The organism is Desulfuromonas sp., from assembly GCA_002869615.1.
GTDB lineage: Bacteria > Desulfobacterota > Desulfuromonadia > Desulfuromonadales > UBA2294 > BM707.
Map to the genome: position 1 here is coordinate 86,478 of PKUH01000091.1, position 16,842 is coordinate 103,319.

The following is a 16,842-nucleotide window of genomic DNA, read 5'->3' on the forward strand; positions in this document are numbered from 1 at the left end:
AACCACAGGAAGTAATCATGCCGATATACAGCAGCAAACAACGAAACATTGCCAGCCAGGTTTCACAAGACCCGGTTTCGCTTTCAAACTGGCGTGACTGGCGCTGGCAGCTTAAAAATTCGATTCAGCGGGTCGAAACCTTTGAACGCCTTCTCGGGATCGAACTTGAGGAGAAGGAACGCAAGAAGATCGAGCTCACACTGAAAAAATTCCCGCTGTCGATCACTCCCTACTATCTTTCATTGATTGATGCCGATGATTTCCGTAACGATCCGGTGTTCCTCCAGGCCTTTCCGTCACCGGCCGAGCTGGAAATCGGCAAAAAGGATATGTCTGATCCGCTGGCCGAAGACAAGGACAGCCCGGCCCCGGGAATCACCCACCGTTATCCGGACCGGGTGCTGTTTCATGTCAGCAACGTCTGTTCAATGTACTGCCGTCATTGCACCCGCAAACGGAAAGTCGGGGATGTCGATTCAATCCCCGATCAGAACCAGGTCCGCGAAGGACTGGAATATATCCGCAACAACCCGGTCGTCCGCGATGTTCTGCTCTCCGGCGGCGATCCGCTGATGCTCCCGGATCATTATCTCGACTGGATCCTGACTGAATTAAGAAAAATCGAACACGTCCAGGTCATCCGTATCGGCAGCCGGATGCCGGTTGTCCTGCCATACCGGGTCACCGACGATCTGGTCGAGATGCTGAAAAAACATCAACCGGTCTGGCTCAACACTCACTTCAACCATCCACGAGAGGTGACCGCTTCTTCACGAGAGGCGCTGCGCATGCTCGCTGATGGCGGCGTGCCGCTCGGCAACCAGACAGTCCTGCTTGCCGGCGTCAACGACTGCCCGCGCATTATGAAGTCGCTGGTTCACAAATTGGTCGAGAATCGGGTCCGCCCCTATTACCTCTACCAGTGCGATCTCTCAGAAGGGCTGTCGCACTTCCGCACCCCGGTCGGTAAGGGGGTTGAGATCATGGAGAGCCTGATCGGCCATACCAGCGGCTTTTCGGTCCCAACCTATGTCATCGACGCTCCAGGCGGCGGCGGAAAGATACCTCTGACCCCTAATTATCTGGTGTCGCTAAGTACCAACAAGGTCGTTCTGCGTAATTACGAAGGGGTCATTACCACCTACCAGGAGCCGGAGAAATATGAATCAAATTTCTGCGACCGCAAATGCGAAGAGTGTCATCTGCAGTTGAAACTCGGTGATGCCGAGGAATCCGATTCTACCGGTATCGAGAAACTGCTCGCCGATTTCGATGAAACGATTTCATTGACGCCGGCCGATACCGACCGGATAGAGAGACGCAGATGATTGATTCAGTTGAAAAAATTGGCAAATCGCTGGTTCAGCACGGCCCGCACAACAAGCGAATCTACTTGATGAAGGCAGATGCCGGTGATCTGATTTATCTGCTCGGCTATTTCGAAGAGTTGGCGGAAGAGAATGGTTATTCCAAGATCTTTGCCAAAATACCGGAATCTCATCTCACCCCCTTCTTAAGCTACGGCTATGAGATTGAGGCGTCGATTCCCGGGCTTTTTAACGCTGTAGAACAGGGCCATTTCGTTTCCCGGTACATTGACGATGACCGCAAGGCCGAAAAGCAGCCGGAACTGGTCGAAGAGGTGCTCAAGATTGCCCGGAGCAAGCAGGCGATAATCGCCGAGACAAGTGAGCCCTCTTGCGTGTGCCGGCCCTTGTTTGCCGACGAAATGGAAGATGCTGCGGCAGTATATAGTGAGGTCTTTGCCAGCTACCCGTTTCCGATCCACGATCCCGAATATTTGCGTTCAACGATGGAATCGATCACCTACTTCGGGGTCTGGCTCGAGGACCGCCTCGTCGCCCTCGCATCAGCGGAAGTCGATTTTGATAACGGCAACGCCGAGATGACCGACTTTGCGACCTTGCCTGAATTCCGTGGAAAGGGTTACGCCAACCTGTTGCTGGCCCGTATGGAAACCGACATGAAGGACAAGCAGATTCCTTCTCTTTTCACCATTGCCCGGGCCTACTCACACGGGATGAACATCACCTTTGCCAAGAATGGTTATCTCTACAGCGGCACGCTTACCAACAACACCCAAATCTCGGGTGATCTGGAAAGCATGAATGTCTGGTACAAGCTATTGCCGACGGAGCTTGTGGTTTGATTAAGGATGATATGCCCGGATCCTGAACGGGTCAACAGCGATCGGCCGATTTTTCCAGTCGAACTTTACCAGCCCTGTTTTCGCCCGTTGGTAACCGAGGTCGATCATCTCCCTGGCCCGGTCAAATTCAAGGATAGCGCAGGCATTACGCTGAATTTCAATGACGCCATCGGGTGGATGTGTGGCCAGCTTCTGGCGGGCGATGACGCCCTGAATCGCAAAACGGATCCCTTTTCCCTATGCTAGAATAGTAACTGATTCCAACCCAAATAATAGAAAAGGGATACACCGCATGTCCAAAAATCGCCTAATCGTGATCGGTGGCGATGCTGCCGGCATGGCGGCCGCCTCCAAAGTGAGACGCGAACAGCCGGAACGGGAGATACTGGTTTTCGAGAAAACCGGGTACACCTCTTACTCGGCTTGCGGTCTGCCCTACCTGATTGGCGGCCTGATCGACCACTCCGACAAACTGGTGGTTCGCTCGCCGGAGACCTTCCGCCAAAAATTCGCCATCGATGTCCGGACAGAACATGAAGTGACGCGGATCGAACCGGAGAAGCAGCGCGTTGAAGTCTACGACATCAACGGCAAAAGGTCGATTGAAGAATCGTACGATCAGTTACTGATCGCGACCGGGGCCCGCCCTCGCTGTCCGGATGTTCCGAACAGCGACGCCGCCGGGATTTTCGGTCTGTCAACCCTCGCCAGCGGCATCCGGGTGCAGGAGTTCCTGTCGAGCGAAAAACCGCAATCGGCGGTGGTGGTCGGTGGCGGCTATATTGGCCTCGAAATGGCCGAAGCACTAGTCCGGCAGAATCTTGATGTTTCACTGGTTCAGCGCGGATCCGAGGTCATGGGAACCCTGGATCGGGACATGGGGGCCATGGTCACTCAGGCACTGCGCGATATCGGCGTAACGGTATATCTGGAGGAGAGTTTCACATCATTCGAGGCCGCCAATGGCCTGGTTCGGGCCGTTAACACCGAGCGCCGCACCCTGCCGGCTGACCTTGTCATTCTCGGGCTGGGAATCGAGGCGAACTCCGAACTTGCCGAGACAGCCGGTATCGATCGAAGCGTGAAAAATGCCATCAAGGTCGACCAGCAGATGCGCACCAGCGTTGAAAACATCTGGGCGGCCGGCGACTGTGCCACCAGCCACCATCGCGTCAGCGGAAAACCATTCTACATTGCCCTCGGCACGGTTGCCAACAAGCAGGGCCTGGTCGCTGGCGCCAATCTTGCCGGCATCGAATCGAGTTTCCCCGGGGTTGTCGGCACCGCGGTCAGTAAAATCTGCAGCATCGAGGTCGGCCGAACCGGGCTACAGGAAAAAGAAGCAACGGAGCATGGCTTTGACTATGCAACCGCCAGAATCGAGGCAAAAACCAGGGCCGGATACTATCCGGGCGCCGGGGCAATCACGGTCAAACTTCTTGGCGAAAAAGGGACCGGTCGCCTGCTAGGCGGCCAGATCGTCGGTATGGAGGGCGCAGCCAAGCGGATCGACATCCTAGCCACCGCGCTGACCGCCGGAATGACGGTAGACAACCTGATCGATCTCGACCTGAGTTATGCCCCTCCCTTCTCACCGGTCTGGGATCCGGTACAGACCGCCGCCAGGCAGCTAATCAAGAAGCTTTAATCGCCGTTTTTCCTCTGGGTCTTCCGGATATGACCATAGTTGAGAAGTGCAACGAAGATGCTGCCTCCGATCATGTTCCCGAAAAGCGCAATCCCGATAAATTCAGAAACCTGTGAAAAAAGGAACTGATCGCTGATCAGGTACGCCGTAAAGATTTCGACCGACCCGGCGATCGAGTGGTGCAGATCGCCCAGGCCAATTATAAATGTGACTATATATATCGAAATGATTTGACTTAATGTCGGCTGGGTGGCCATGACCAGCCAGGCCCCGAGCGCCATCAGCCAGCCGGCAAGCACGGCGCTGACAAACAACGAACCGCTACTGAAGTTGACCAGGTGTTGGCCGATCTCGATATATCCAGCCCTGGCATGTACAACCTCGTCAACCGAGACAAGCAGTCCGGAACTGACGAAAGAGCCACCCAGGTTGCCGAGGATGACGATCAGCCAGAGACGGAAAAGCGCCATAATGCTGCCACGCCGGTCGAGGACCGGGTATACCGCCGTGGCCGTATGCTCGGTAAAAAGCTGGGTGCCGCTCATGATGCAGAGGACAAAGCCGAGCGGATATACCAGCGCTGTCGCCATCCGGGCAAAATACGACTGGCTCATACCCAGGGAATGGGTCTCGACAACCGCCACCGACATCGCGGTAAACCCGAGGATCAGGCCAGCCGCCAAAGACGAAAGGAACAATGAAAGGGTTGGCCGTTTGAGTTGTTCCAACCCTTCAAGAATCGCATTTTCGAGAATGTCGTCGGGATGCCGCAGGGATTCATCGGTCCGCTTGAGAATGACCGGCGTAAAATCCTTGTCTTCTTCGTTCCGCTCGACTTCTCGCTCGGTTAACTTTTGTGAATCTGTTTTTTCGTCATTTTTTATCTCTTTTTCTGACACCTGAAGATCCTTTATATTGCTAGTTGTTGTTCTTGTTGTTGTTCAAATTGTACTGTTCGAGTAATTTCTCAAGGTGTTTGCTGTGGGTCAGAATGACCACCTCATCATCGACCTTGAGGGTGGTTTTATCATCCGGAAAAAGCAGCTCGTCATCACGATAGAGACACATGATACGGGACTCTTCCGGTAATTCGAGGTCTGCGATATCGCCCCTGGTCTCGTCGTTCACCTTAATCATGAGACAGCGCGCCTCCCCCTTGATCAGCGATGACAGCTCCATGATATCGATGCCGGCCACCATGTCGGCCAGGTAACGGCTAATGGTCCTTGAGGGATTGATAACATTCTGCAGTTTGAGCTCATTGCAGATGTGCATATAGTCGGCATCATGAATCTGAACAATGACCTTATCGAACCCGAGAGAACGGCCGACCAGGGCCGAAATAATGTTGTACTGGTCGTTTTGCGTCAGGCAAAAGAGGAAATCGGTGCTCTCAGGGTCGGCCTCCTTGAGGACATTCGGTCGGCTACCGTCACCGTGCAGAAAGCTGCAATCCATTTCGTCCTTGTATTCATCAATTATGTCCTTTTCAGCCTCGACAATAATGACTTCATGCTTGCGCTTGATCAGCAAGCCGGCCGTCTCCAGTACCAGATCTCCGGCACCAACAAATACGATTCGCATCACGACTCCCGTTGTCTTCCGAACCAGGTTCGGGGATAGAGTAAAACCATCCAGGCGATAAACTCGAGGCGCCCGAACAGCATATCGGCGCACAAAACCAGTTTGAGTGAGGCAGGCAGCATTTCGGCGGTGACGCCGCTCGACAATCCAACGGTTGCCGTTGCTGAGACAACTTCAAACAAGGAGTCGAGCGGACTGTAGCCGTAATACAAAAAAGCGGTCCAAGAGACGAAAACAACCCCCAGAAATGCAAAAACAATCAGCAAGGCATCGAGGATTTCTCTGTCATCAATAACCTTCCCGCCCCATTTGCGCGTCTGAACCGCCCTGTTCGGCAGACCCATGCGGACGACGCAGCGGGTCATGATAAAGAACAGGAGCAACAGTCGCATCAGCTTGAAGCCACCTGCCGTCGAGCCAATTCCGCCGCCGCCCGACATTGCGAAAATCATCACAGCCTTGGAAGCCGGGTCAAGAGCCGCCGGGTCCATACTGGAAAAACCCGAGGTCGTCTGGGCCGACAAGGCCATGAGCGGTGCATGAGTCAACACCGCCTCAAGCGAACGTTCCTGCAGCCAGATGAACCCCCCGAGCAGGACCGTGGTCAAAACTCCGGCCGCCAATACCGCCCGGAACTCGATATCAGAGAACAAACTGCGCCACCCTTTATTAGCGGCGGTATAGTAAAGGGCCAGCGGGACCGCTCCGGCCAGGCACAAGAGGGTCACACTCCAGGCCAAGCGCAGATTCGCAAGGTCGGCAAAGCTGTTATTATTCGGTGCAAACCCGCCTGTGGAAACAGCCGCCAGTACGTAATAGAGCCCCTCGAGCGGCCGCCCGCCCAAAACCAGCCAAACAATGAATCCACCGGCTGTCAGGACAAGATAGACCAGCAATATTCGCTTGGCATAAGCGCGGGTTCCGCCGGCCAGGTCATCATGCTCGGTTTCGAGCGTGGCCAGACGCATTGATGACAGCCCGGGGCTCAGAACCATGGCCAGGGAAAGAATGACAATGCCGAGACCACCGTACCATTGCATCCAGGCCCGGGCGAAGACGAAGGAATGCGGCCGGCTTTCGATCGCTCCGAGGGTACTCAACCCGGTCGTCGTGACCGCGGATATCGTTTCGAACAACGAATCAATGAAAGGAACCCCGGACGCCTGTAACGGCAAGGTTGAAATCACCGGGACCAGCAGGAAAAACAGTGCCGCGATCACCATCGCTTCATTGAACTGGAGCTGCCCGCGATGCGGAATTCGCATCAATAAATAGCCGCTTGCTCCCAGGATTGCGACCACCAGGAGAAAATTGAGGCCGATTCGAATTTCGGCAAAGAGCAAGGCGGCCAGCACATTGACCAGATTCAGCCCGGCAACGATCAGCAGAAACTGTCCCAGATAATGCAGGATGTTCCGCAGTCGTACCGCGTAGAAAAGTTCAAAGCCGGATCTAGCCATCGTCCTATCGCTTACCTTGAAAAAAATACCTTTTATTTCAGATAGTTATACATTATCAGCGTTTAAGTCGGTGTCAAGAGGCACAACCTGTAAATTCCTGCTGTGTGGCCAGAGATGATCGATCACGAAAGATATTTATTTAATACGTTGAAGGATTCGATTAGTTCGATATGCTTTTGCTATCAGGTTTTGCTACGGAAATAACTGAATAAATTTACGCTTTTTACATTTTAGTGCCATGTCGATTCTTTATATTCTCCTTGTCCTGTTGATCGTAACCCGCCTGTTCGGAGAACTCGCCGAGCGATTCAAACAACCAGCCCTGCTCGGCGAGCTGATATCGGGGATCTGTCTCGGTATGCTGGTCCACCGCTTCGATGCGACCTTTCCGATCCTTGCGGGCCTGGCCGATAACGAAGTCTTCCAGTCGCTGACCGATCTCGGCATCTTTTTCCTGATGTTGCTCGGCGGTATTGAGCTACATCCCGCCAAATTGATGAAGGCATCAAAAAACGCCCTGTGGATAGCATTTGCCGGTATGGTTTTGCCGCTCGGTATCGGAGTCGCTTTTGGTTATGTCACGCTGCCTGAAACCGATCTCAAGTCAGCCCAGTTGCTCTTTCTCGGCACAGCGATGGCGGTCACCGCTGTTCCGGTCAGCATCAAGGCCCTGATGGACCTCGGAAAACTGGAAACCGAGGTTGGCCAGATCATTGTTTCGGCGGCGGTGATCGACGATATCCTCAGCTTGGTTCTCCTCGCTGTCCTGACCAGCTTTATCAGTACCGGAACCGTTCCCGACCTGACGACCTTTCTGCTGATCGCCGGAAAGATTGGTCTCTTTTTCATTATCGCCGGCCTGCTCGGCAAGCATGTCTTTCCGCGGCTCGGCAAACTCGTCGGCAGAGGACGCGCCGATGAGTTCGAATTCAGCATGCTGTTGATTGCCGGCCTCGCCTATGCCCTGATGGCCGAGGCCCTCGGCATGCATTTCATCATCGGGGCCTTTATCGCCGGCCTCTTCTTCCGCAAGTCGACAATTTCCGAAGACGTTTACCAGGATACCCTGCGAAAGGTCAGCGGCCTGACCACCGGATTCTTTGCCCCGATTTTCTTTGCCTCGATCGGCATGCACCTCGACACAAGTGCGCTGATTCATATCCCTGGCTTCATTCTCGGACTAATATTGATTGCCACCCTCGGCAAATTGCTCGGTGCCGGCCTCAGCGCCCGAATGAGTGGTCTATCGAACACCGACGCCCTGGCCATCGGCGCCGGCATGAACGCGCGCGGCGCGGTCGAGCTGATTATCGCCGATATCGCCCTGCGGGCCGGTATCTTCGATCTTGCCGGTCGCGAGCTGCCGATCATCAGCAACATGTTCTCGGCGGTCGTCATCATGGCACTGGTGACCACCCTGATGACGCCGCCGGCACTGAAGTGGCTCATGGCCGACAGAAAGAACAGTTAGCACTAGAACAAGGAGCCTGACATGACCCAAAATCATAAACCGCGACAATCCTGCGAAAAATATCTCGACGATGCCTTTGATCTCCTGCAGATCAAGGATGAGGAGCGACAGCTCCTGCGCAGCCCGTACCGTGAAATCCGTTTTGAACTGCCGTTGAAACGGGACGATGGGTCGGTGAGTCTTTATTACGGTTACCGGGTTCAGCACGATCAGAGCCGGGGCCCGTTCAAGGGGGGCTTAAGGTATCATCCCGACGTCGATATGGACCACTTCGTTGCATTGGCCGAGATCATGAGCTGGAAAACCGCGCTGCTCGACCTGCCATTCGGTGGCGGCAAGGGAGGCATCGACTGCGATCCGACCGAATTGACCGAGAACGAGCTCGAGATACTGACCAAGCGCTACATCGAGCGGGTTGCCAAGTTCATCGGGCCGGATCGCGACATTCCGGCCCCGGACATGGGAACCGGGCCGCGCGAAATGGCCTGGATTGTCGACGAGTACGCCCACCACGAGGGCTTCCAGCCCGGGGTCGTCACCGGCAAGCCGATCGAGATCGGCGGCTCTTACGGCCGTCTCGAAGCGACCGGGCAGGGGGTCGCGCTGATGACCCGGAAAGCGGCCAAGGCGACAGAAATTGACCTGCACCAGGCCCGGGTCGCCATCCAGGGGTTCGGCAACGTCGGTATGTACGCCGCCAAACACCTGCACGACGCCGGCGCCAATATCGTCGCCGTCTCCAATGCCGCCGGCGGCATCTACCACGAAAACGGCCTCGACATCGACGCCGTTATCAGGGAGTTCGAAAAAGACGGCACCAAAGAGCTGAGTGTCGGCAACCAGGATTTCGACCGGATCACCAATGCTGAACTGCTCGAACTCGATGTCGATATTCTGATCCCGGCGGCGATCGGCGGGGTGATCAACAAGAAGAACGCAGACGAAATCCGCGCCGAACTGATCATCGAAGCGGCGAATATGCCGGTGACCTGCGGTGCCGACATCATTCTGCATGAAAAGGGGAAAACCATCATTCCGGATATCCTCGCCAACGCCGGCGGTGTCACCGTCTCTTACCTGGAGTGGGTGCAGAACCGGCAGCGTTTCCGCTGGTCGGCCGACAAGGTCAACGACGTCCTGGTCAGCAGGATGAGCGATGCCTGGCAGGAGGTCCGGGACCGGGTCGATCAGGAAGAAGTGAATTTCCGCCAGGCGGCCTATTCCATCGCCGTCAACAGGATTCATCAAGCCATCAGTCTGCGCGGTTTCTGATAAGTTCGAGCCGGGAAACTCGACCTCGCCTCCTTCGGCATCGATCAAATCGTCGCCCCGCCAGGGCATCGGGTCAACTCCTTGAAGGATATCAAATAGCTGTTAGGGTTTATAGGACAGCTTCTGCAATCTGAACATCGATCAAAGGAGAACAATGACACCCTCTTTTTTTGCTCTTTATGGTGAGGCGGCCAAAACCGCCTTCGGTTTTTTCTGGAAGGCCGGGTGGGCGTTTGTCCTCGGTTATTTCGTCAGCAGCATGATCCAGGTGTTCGTCCCGAAGGGGCGCCTGACACCCTACATGGGAAACTTCGGCGTCAAAAGCCTGTCTCTGTCGGCCATGTTCGGTGCCATTTCGTCGTCCTGCTCGTTTGCCGCCCTGGCGACCGCCCGGTCGCTCTTTCTGAAAGGGGCCCATTTCATCGCCGCAGTCGCTTTCATGTTCGCTTCGACCAACCTGGTCATCGAGCTCGGTATCCTCATCCTCATCTTTCTCGGCTGGCAGTTCCTCGCCGCCGAGGTGGTCGGCGGCATCATCCTGATCGCGATCAGCAGCATTCTGATCCGTCTCACTCTGCCGGAAAAGTGGATCAAGCAGGCAAAAAAAGAGCTCGAGAAAAAGAGCGCCGATGAAGACGACTTCGACTGGAAAAAGCGGATCAGAAGCCGCATGGGCTGGCGCATGGTCGGCCACAAGTTTGTCATGGAATGGCAGATGGTCTGGGAGGAAATCCTGATCGGCTTCACTATCGCAGGTTTCGTCGCCGTATTCGTACCGGAAGCACTCTGGGCGAAGATATTCCTGATCGATGCCGGCGACAGCACTCCCGAATGGCTGCGGGTGATCGAGAATGCCATGGTCGCCCCGTTCGTCGCCGCCCTCACCTTTATTGGTTCGATGGGCAACATCCCCCTGGCGACGGTCCTCAATGCCAACGGCGTCCTGTTTGCCGGGATCATGGGCTTCATCTATTCCGATCTCATGGTGCCGCCGCTGGTCGCCGTTAACGCCAAGTATTATGGCTGGCGTCTGGCTCTCTACATCGCCGGTATCATGTATATCGCCATCGTCGCCACCGCCCTGATTCTGCACCATACCTTTGCCATGCTGGGCATCACCCCGGACAGCGCCCGTGCCGTCGCTGAAGTCGCCCAGTTCAAGATCGACTACACCTTCTGGCTCAACCTGTTCTTTATCCTCGTCAGCGGCTACCTGGTTTACCTGCATCGTAGCCACATGAAGCAGCAGAAGAGCGGACATATGGACCACGGCGAGGGATTGGGCTTCAAGCGGGTGATGGTCTACCTGTTCATGACGATCCTGGCCGGCGGCCTTGTCGCCTATTTCATAAGCGGCGGAACAGCGCCTTGAACCATTGATAAAAGATGTGGCTGGCGCGACTCCCGGACAAAAAATCCTGGCAAACGGGCTGGCGCAACAAGCTACTGAAATAGTTGAAAAATAACATTTTCTACAAAGAAACGGTCATTTCTTCCCCTTGAATCATACTCAAGAGATGATATACTTGTAACGAGAACGAAAGAAAGGATGAACCATGTCTGAAGAGTATAAAGACAGATTCACCGAAGCAGATAAGGAACAACAGAATAAATCGGCTTTTTATTGCGAAAGCTGCAATAAGAAATTCGATAAAGCAACCGCCGAAAGTCAAAAAATCGAGTGTTGCGGCCGGACATTGACTGAACTCCTGGAAGAGAGTTTCGGCCCGTAATCCCGGCGGTTTGCTGCTCTGGTCTCAAGCCGATACAGAGAATCAGTCAAATCAAAATGACAATTAAAGAGGCAGCCCAAGCTGCCTCTTTTCGTGGAAAGGTCGGATAATGGACAAAAAGAAATCGTACGAAGAAAGACTCGAAGCAGAGTTGAATGAATGGAGTGCAAAAATCGATGTCCTGAAGGCGAAAGCCGCCAAAACGAAATCGGATGCCGAAATCAATTTTGCTGAAGAGATAGAGCGTCTCGAGGCAAAGAAGGCAGGCGCCAAAGCCAAGTTGCAACAGCTGCGAGAAGCCGGCGATGATGCCTGGGACGATCTGAAAGCCGGGATCGAAAAAGCCTGGTCGGATCTCGGTTCGGCAATCAGCGCTGCCACGGCGCGATTTAAATAAATGTCAACAATAGAAAGGTCAGAGTTTTGCGATTGATTCGTTTGTTAGAAACATCTCTCTGTGTGATCTTCTTGTTAACGATTTTAAGCGCCTGTGTACATGAAGGCCCTGCGGAAAGGACCGGCAAAAAAATCGACAACATGGTCGAAAAGGCTGAAGAAAAACTGGAACAGGTTGAGGAACAGGTTGATCCCAACGGCCCGGTCGAAGAATTGGGTGAGAATATCGATGAGGCCGCCGAGGAAATAAACGACGAAATGCAACAGATCAAAGAGAATCTCGAAGAAGCGACCAAAAACTAGCCTGCTCATGAAGCAACACATTCTCGTTCATGGCAACGGGGGGCTCATATTATTGTGCTATTCGATAGTGTACCCGGCCTCTTTCCAGCCGTCGACACCGCCCCGGAGCGCAGCGACATTCCGAAAGCCCTGTTCTTCGTATTCGGCCGCCCGACCGGCAGCGGAGTCCTCTTCCGGTCAGGCGCAATAGAAAATCAGCCCCTGCTCGCGCCGCAGATCCGACTGCCGGGCCTTGAATTGGCTCAGTGAGATCGCCCCGGCAAGGTGCAACTTTTCGAACTTCTCGTCCGAATCATAGGCGCATATCAGAAGGGCTTCACCCGATTGAACCCGCCGGTTCGCTTCCTGCGGGGTGACCCGCTTGATGTTGTCCTGTCCCATGACTGACCTCCGAAATATTGTCCAGGTTTTTCCTGCCGTTGATCCAAGCATAACATCCGCTGAAGCCGAAGCAAGATTCCCGACGACCGTCGTCTGAACTTGACAAGCCCACGGTTCTCTGTGATTGTTTGTTAACAATGATTCTCAACAACGGGGACAAACGTGAGCTCAGATCAAACCCGGTTCGATACGATTCTCGAAAAACTGCGCCAGCGCGAGTGCCGCATCACACCGCAGCGAGTCGCCATCCTCAAGGCGTTTCTCGACCACAAGGACCATCCAAGCGTCGAACAGGTCTACGCTGAAGTCAAGGCCCATTTTCCGACCACCAGCCTGGCGACGGTCTATAAGACGGTGAACCTGCTGAAAGAAATCGGTGAAATTCTCGAGATCGGTTTTTCGTCCGGCAGCAACCGATATGACGGCAACAAACCGTACCCACACCCCCACCTGATCTGCACGCAATGCAATGCGATTGTCGACCCCGACGTCAGCCTGCTCGAGAAAATGACCAACGAGGTTGCCAAAAGCACCGGGTATCGCATCATTTCGCACCAGGTCGAGTTCTTCGGCACCTGTCCGGACTGCCAGGAAAAATAGCATTTTATATTTTTTTCACCCTTATGGATAATCATTATCTGTAGATATTGACAAACCGACAACCCGTGTTAAAAGTAAAGAGATTCCAAGGGCAAATAAACCCAAACCAACAGGTCTCGGAAACATCCGACGCATAAAATTCACAGGAGGAGTTCATGAGTGACGAAATGAAATGCCCGGTCACGGGCAAAACCGCTGCCCATCTCAGCGGCGGAACAACCAACAAGGATTGGTGGCCGAACCAGCTTGATCTCGATATCCTGCACCAGCATTCTTCGAAATCGAACCCGATGGGTGAAGATTTCAACTACGCCGAGGAGTTCAAGAGTCTCGACCTGGCTGTCGTTAAAAAGGACCTGGAGAAGCTGATGACCGACTCCCAGGACTGGTGGCCGGCCGACTACGGGCACTACGGCGGTCTGATGATCCGCATGGCCTGGCACAGCGCCGGCACCTACCGCATGGGTGACGGCCGCGGCGGTGGCGGCACCGGTAACCAGCGCTTCGCACCGCTCAACAGCTGGCCGGATAATGTCAACCTCGACAAGGCCCGACGCCTGCTCTGGCCGATCAAGCAGAAGTACGGCAGAAAGATCTCCTGGGCCGACCTGATGATTCTCGCCGGCAACGTCGCCCTCGAGTCGATGGGCTTTAAAACCTTCGGTTTCGCCGGCGGACGGGCAGACATCTGGGAACCAGAGAGAGATGTCTACTGGGGTTCCGAACAGGAATGGCTGGCAACGAGTGATGCCCCCCTGAGCCGTTATTCCGGGGAGCGCGATCTTGAAAACCCCCTGGCTGCGGTCCAGATGGGTCTGATTTACGTTAACCCGGAGGGCCCGGATGGAAATCCGGATCCGGTTGCCTCGGGCCATGACGTCCGCGAAACCTTCGCTCGCATGGCGATGAACGACGAGGAAACAGTCGCCCTGGTCGCCGGCGGTCATACCTTCGGCAAATGCCATGGGGCCGGCGATCCTGAACATGTCGGCCCGGAACCGGAGGCGGCACCGATCGAAGAGCAGGGTCTCGGCTGGTCCAGCGATTACAAAAGCGGCAAGGCAGGCGATACGATCAGCAGCGGTATCGAAGGCGCCTGGAAGCCGAAACCGACCACCTGGGACATGGGCTACCTGAAGGTGCTTTTCAAGTACGAATGGGAAAAAGTCAAAAGTCCGGCCGGCGCCTGGCAGTGGTTGGCCAAGGACGTCGACGAAGAGGACATGGTGGTCGACGCTTTCGATCCGGACAAGAAGCACCGGCCGATGATGACCACGGCCGACCTCTCCCTGCGCTACGACCCGACCTACGAGCCGATCGCCCGGCGCTACCTTGAAAACCCGGAAGAGTTCGCCGATGCCTTCGCCCGTGCCTGGTTCAAACTGACCCACCGCGACATGGGACCCAAGTCGCGCTATCTTGGACCGGAAGTTCCGGAAGAGGATCTCATCTGGCAGGACCCTCTGCCGGCTGCCACCGGACCGGTTGTAGACGATAAGGATATAGCGACTCTCAAAGACCAGATTCTCGCTTCCGGCCTGACTGTCTCCGAGCTCGTCTCGACCGCCTGGGCATCGGCCTCGACCTTCCGCGATTCCGACAAGCGTGGCGGGGCCAACGGGGCGCGCATCCGGCTGGCGCCGCAGAAAGATTGGCTCGTTAACCAACCCTCCCGGCTGCAGACGGTCCTGCAAAAACTGGAGGAAATTCAGAAATCATTCAACAGCGGCGGAAAATCGGTCTCCCTGGCTGACCTGATTGTTCTTGGAGGCGGCACCGGAGTCGAGCAGGCAGCGAAAAACGCCGGTATTAAAATCTCCGTCCCCTTCACCCCCGGCCGAACTGATGCCTCACAGGAACAGACTGACGTCGAAGCCTTCGCCGTTCTCGAGCCGGAAGCCGACGGCTTCCGCAATTACCTAAAGAAGAAATACTCGATATCGGCTGAAGAGATGCTGATCGACCGGGCTCAGCTTCTGACCCTGACAGCTCCCGAAATGACCGTTCTGATCGGTGGACTGCGGGTTCTCGACACCAACGTCGGACAGTCCCGTCACGGCGTCTTCACCGATCGTCCGGAAACATTGACCAATGATTTTTTCGTCAACCTTCTTGACATGAAAACTGTATGGAAAAAGGTCTCGGACCAGGCTGATGAATTCGAAGGCCGGGATCGGGCCTCCGGTGAACTCAAATGGACCGGAACCCGGGTCGATCTGATCTTCGGCTCAAACTCCCGACTCCGGGCTCTTGCCGAAGTCTACGGCAGCGCTGACGCTCAAGACAAGTTCGTTGCCGATTTCGTTGCCGCCTGGGATAAGGTCATGAATCTCGATCGCTTCGATCTTACCTGATTTCCGGCTAATTGAATGCAAAAGGGCCAGCAAATATGCTGGCCCTTTTCATGTGATTTCATAACGTAAAGAGAACCGGTCTGGTGACCGTCCCCACTTAACTCTTCTTGGCAGCTTTACTCCGGCGCTCAATCACTTCGGGACGCGAGTTCCGGTTGCGATTACCCGGTTTTTTCTTCCAGTTGCGCCGCTTTGCTCCGGCTCCGTGCGGCCGTTTCTTCGCCAGAGGTTTCGGTTGAACCTTGATTCTGCGGGTCGACTCCATACCATCAACAACCTCCTGGGTAATTTCTTTCCCGAGATAACGCTGGATCTGGATCAACCGTTCGACATCAAGATCGTCACCGACAAGTGAAATCGCCGTTCCGGCGGCACCGGCCCGGCCGGTCCGGCCGATACGATGGATATAATCCTCGCTGACCTGAGGAAGATTAAAGTTGATAACATGGCTGATGCCATGCACGTCAAGTCCCCGGGCCGCGACATCAGTCGCAACCAGAAGCTGAGTACGGCCCTGCCGCAGGTTCGACACCGCCCGGTTACGCGCCGATTGGCTCATGTCTCCATGGAGCGCTTCGGCTCGATGGCCATCACGCTTCAGGTCTTTTGCCAGCCTGTCAGCACCACGCTTGGTCGCGGAGAAAATAATTGTTCTCTCAACACCCTGCTGTTCAACCAGGTGCTTTAGCAGTCTGACCTTGTGCTTGACATCGTCGGCAATAAACAATTTCTGCTCAATTTTTTCATGCGTCATCAGGCGGCCATCAATCTCAACCCGGATCGGCTTATTGAGAATATTTCGCGCCATTTTCTCGGCGGTCTCATCAAGGGTTGCCGAGAACATCAGGGTTTGCCGTTCAGAAGGAGCTGCGGCAATAATTTTTTCCATATCCGGCTTGAAACCCATATCGAGCATACGGTCGGCCTCGTCGAGAATCAACAATTCAAGACGGGAAAGGTCGAGCGTGCCACGCTGCAGGTGATCGATGAGACGACCAGGCGTTCCGACGACCAGGTCGATCGGCCGCGAAAGGTCGCGGAATTGCGGAACATAAGAACTGCCGCCGAGAATGACGGTGGACCGGACGTTTAGAAATTTACCGTAATTTCTCGTCGCCTCGGTGATCTGTGCCGCCAACTCCCGGGTCGGCGTCAGTACCAGGACCCGCGGGGCACCTTTTGGGCCCTTTTTGAAATTCGACAGCATGTCGAGCGCCGGCAGCATGAAAGCTGCGGTCTTTCCGGTTCCGGTACGGGCCGAAGCAAGAACATCTTTGCCGGCAAGAACCGCCGGAACCGACTGGGCTTGCACCGGGGTCGGCTGGTCATAACCACAGGTCTTGATCGCTTTTGCAATCTGGGGATTCAAATTCAATAAGTCAAATGACATCGGTAATACTTTCTTTTTCCTAGCTGGAAAAACAATGGGTTACAGCGTGGAGAAGGCCAGAACAAACAGCTGTCCTGAGA

Annotated in this window: 15 protein-coding genes; 10 read left to right on the forward strand and 5 right to left on the reverse strand. The window is 54.9% G+C overall.

All coding sequences use genetic code 11. From position 1 onward, the window contains the following. The first annotated feature begins 17 nt into the window (after window positions 1-17). The 4 genes from ablA to C0623_09105 are packed head-to-tail and all read left to right on the forward strand — an operon-like array spanning window position 18 to window position 3,818. Complete coding sequence (ablA, locus tag C0623_09090) at window positions 18-1,328, forward strand: lysine 2,3-aminomutase (GenBank protein PLX99641.1); 1,311 nt, start codon at window positions 18-20, stop codon at window positions 1,326-1,328. Further along, window positions 1,325-2,170 (forward strand): putative beta-lysine N-acetyltransferase, encoded by an 846-nt coding sequence (ablB, locus tag C0623_09095; protein PLX99642.1) that lies wholly within the window; start codon window positions 1,325-1,327, stop codon window positions 2,168-2,170. Before ablA ends, ablB begins: the two co-directional genes overlap by 4 nt. Before the next feature lie 6 nt (window positions 2,171-2,176). Next, window positions 2,177-2,416 (forward strand): hypothetical protein, encoded by a 240-nt coding sequence (locus tag C0623_09100; GenBank protein PLX99643.1) that lies wholly within the window; start codon window positions 2,177-2,179, stop codon window positions 2,414-2,416. A 46-nt stretch (window positions 2,417-2,462) separates the two neighbouring features. Next, window positions 2,463-3,818, forward strand: coding sequence for a flavoprotein oxidoreductase (locus C0623_09105; protein PLX99644.1), 1,356 nt, complete (start codon window positions 2,463-2,465; stop codon window positions 3,816-3,818). On the opposite strand, the gene C0623_09110 is transcribed toward C0623_09105, so the two are convergent. The 3 genes from C0623_09110 to C0623_09120 are packed head-to-tail and all read right to left on the reverse strand — an operon-like array spanning window position 3,815 to window position 6,862. Then, window positions 3,815-4,717, reverse strand: a complete 903-nt coding sequence (locus C0623_09110; protein PLX99645.1) for a formate transporter — start codon at window positions 4,715-4,717, stop codon at window positions 3,815-3,817. The two genes, C0623_09105 and C0623_09110, sit on opposite strands and share 4 nt — an antisense overlap. Window positions 4,718-4,736: 19 nt before the next feature. Continuing rightward, window positions 4,737-5,402 (reverse strand): potassium transporter, encoded by a 666-nt coding sequence (locus C0623_09115; protein PLX99646.1) that lies wholly within the window; start codon window positions 5,400-5,402, stop codon window positions 4,737-4,739. Then, on the reverse strand, window positions 5,402-6,862 hold the full coding sequence (locus C0623_09120; GenBank protein PLX99647.1) for a Trk-type K+ transporter membrane component: 1,461 nt from the start codon (window positions 6,860-6,862) through the stop codon (window positions 5,402-5,404). Before C0623_09120 ends, C0623_09115 begins: the two co-directional genes overlap by 1 nt. 238 nt (window positions 6,863-7,100) lie before the next feature. On the opposite strand from C0623_09120, the gene C0623_09125 reads away from it, so the two are divergent. From C0623_09125 to C0623_09140, 4 genes are all read left to right on the forward strand, one after another. Then, window positions 7,101-8,333, forward strand: coding sequence for a cation:proton antiporter (locus tag C0623_09125; GenBank protein PLX99648.1), 1,233 nt, complete (start codon window positions 7,101-7,103; stop codon window positions 8,331-8,333). A gap of 21 nt (window positions 8,334-8,354) precedes the next feature. Beyond that, window positions 8,355-9,605: an amino acid dehydrogenase gene (locus C0623_09130; GenBank protein ID PLX99649.1), complete on the forward strand. Its 1,251-nt coding sequence runs from the start codon at window positions 8,355-8,357 to the stop codon at window positions 9,603-9,605. Between the two features lie 154 nt (window positions 9,606-9,759). After that, window positions 9,760-10,977 (forward strand): permease, encoded by a 1,218-nt coding sequence (locus C0623_09135; protein PLX99650.1) that lies wholly within the window; start codon window positions 9,760-9,762, stop codon window positions 10,975-10,977. 470 nt (window positions 10,978-11,447) lie between these two features. Continuing rightward, window positions 11,448-11,735 carry a coiled coil domain-containing protein gene (locus C0623_09140; protein ID PLX99651.1) on the forward strand — a complete coding sequence of 96 codons (288 nt, stop codon included), beginning with the start codon at window positions 11,448-11,450 and terminating at the stop codon, window positions 11,733-11,735. 479 nt (window positions 11,736-12,214) lie between these two features. On the opposite strand, the gene C0623_09145 is transcribed toward C0623_09140, so the two are convergent. Continuing rightward, a complete protein-coding gene (locus tag C0623_09145) occupies window positions 12,215-12,418 on the reverse strand; it encodes an ArsR family transcriptional regulator (protein ID PLX99652.1) in 204 nt (67 codons plus the stop codon). 162 nt (window positions 12,419-12,580) lie between these two features. Here C0623_09145 and C0623_09150 point away from each other — a divergent pair, with 162 nt between their 5' ends. Together C0623_09150 and katG are read left to right on the forward strand one after the other, a co-directional pair. Then, the gene (locus C0623_09150; protein PLX99653.1) at window positions 12,581-13,018 is read left to right on the forward strand and encodes a transcriptional repressor; all 438 of its coding nucleotides are present in this window, start codon (window positions 12,581-12,583) and stop codon (window positions 13,016-13,018) included. A 155-nt stretch (window positions 13,019-13,173) separates the two neighbouring features. Beyond that, the gene (gene katG, locus C0623_09155) at window positions 13,174-15,372 is read left to right on the forward strand and encodes a catalase/peroxidase HPI (protein ID PLX99654.1); all 2,199 of its coding nucleotides are present in this window, start codon (window positions 13,174-13,176) and stop codon (window positions 15,370-15,372) included. A 97-nt stretch (window positions 15,373-15,469) separates the two neighbouring features. Here katG and C0623_09160 read toward each other — a convergent pair whose 3' ends face one another. After that, a complete protein-coding gene (locus C0623_09160; protein PLX99655.1) occupies window positions 15,470-16,762 on the reverse strand; it encodes an ATP-dependent helicase in 1,293 nt (430 codons plus the stop codon). Window positions 16,763-16,842: the final 80 nt, after the last annotated feature.

Excerpts from the sequence above, each read along its gene's own strand:
- ablB (PLX99642.1), top strand. The coding sequence starts at position 1,325 with ATGATTGATTCAGTTGAAAAAATTGGCAAATCGCTGGTTCAGCACGGC.
- C0623_09120 (PLX99647.1), bottom strand. The coding sequence starts at position 6,862 with ATGGCTAGATCCGGCTTTGAACTTTTCTACGCGGTACGACTGCGGAAC.
- C0623_09100 (PLX99643.1), top strand. The coding sequence starts at position 2,177 with ATGATATGCCCGGATCCTGAACGGGTCAACAGCGATCGGCCGATTTTT.
- ablA (PLX99641.1), top strand. The coding sequence starts at position 18 with ATGCCGATATACAGCAGCAAACAACGAAACATTGCCAGCCAGGTTTCA.
- C0623_09160 (PLX99655.1), bottom strand. The coding sequence starts at position 16,762 with ATGTCATTTGACTTATTGAATTTGAATCCCCAGATTGCAAAAGCGATC.
- C0623_09145 (PLX99652.1), bottom strand. The coding sequence starts at position 12,418 with ATGGGACAGGACAACATCAAGCGGGTCACCCCGCAGGAAGCGAACCGG.
- C0623_09115 (PLX99646.1), bottom strand. The coding sequence starts at position 5,402 with ATGCGAATCGTATTTGTTGGTGCCGGAGATCTGGTACTGGAGACGGCC.
- C0623_09105 (PLX99644.1), top strand. The coding sequence starts at position 2,463 with ATGTCCAAAAATCGCCTAATCGTGATCGGTGGCGATGCTGCCGGCATG.
- C0623_09135 (PLX99650.1), top strand. The coding sequence starts at position 9,760 with ATGACACCCTCTTTTTTTGCTCTTTATGGTGAGGCGGCCAAAACCGCC.
- katG (PLX99654.1), top strand. The coding sequence starts at position 13,174 with ATGAGTGACGAAATGAAATGCCCGGTCACGGGCAAAACCGCTGCCCAT.
- C0623_09130 (PLX99649.1), top strand. The coding sequence starts at position 8,355 with ATGACCCAAAATCATAAACCGCGACAATCCTGCGAAAAATATCTCGAC.
- C0623_09125 (PLX99648.1), top strand. The coding sequence starts at position 7,101 with ATGTCGATTCTTTATATTCTCCTTGTCCTGTTGATCGTAACCCGCCTG.
- C0623_09140 (PLX99651.1), top strand. The coding sequence starts at position 11,448 with ATGGACAAAAAGAAATCGTACGAAGAAAGACTCGAAGCAGAGTTGAAT.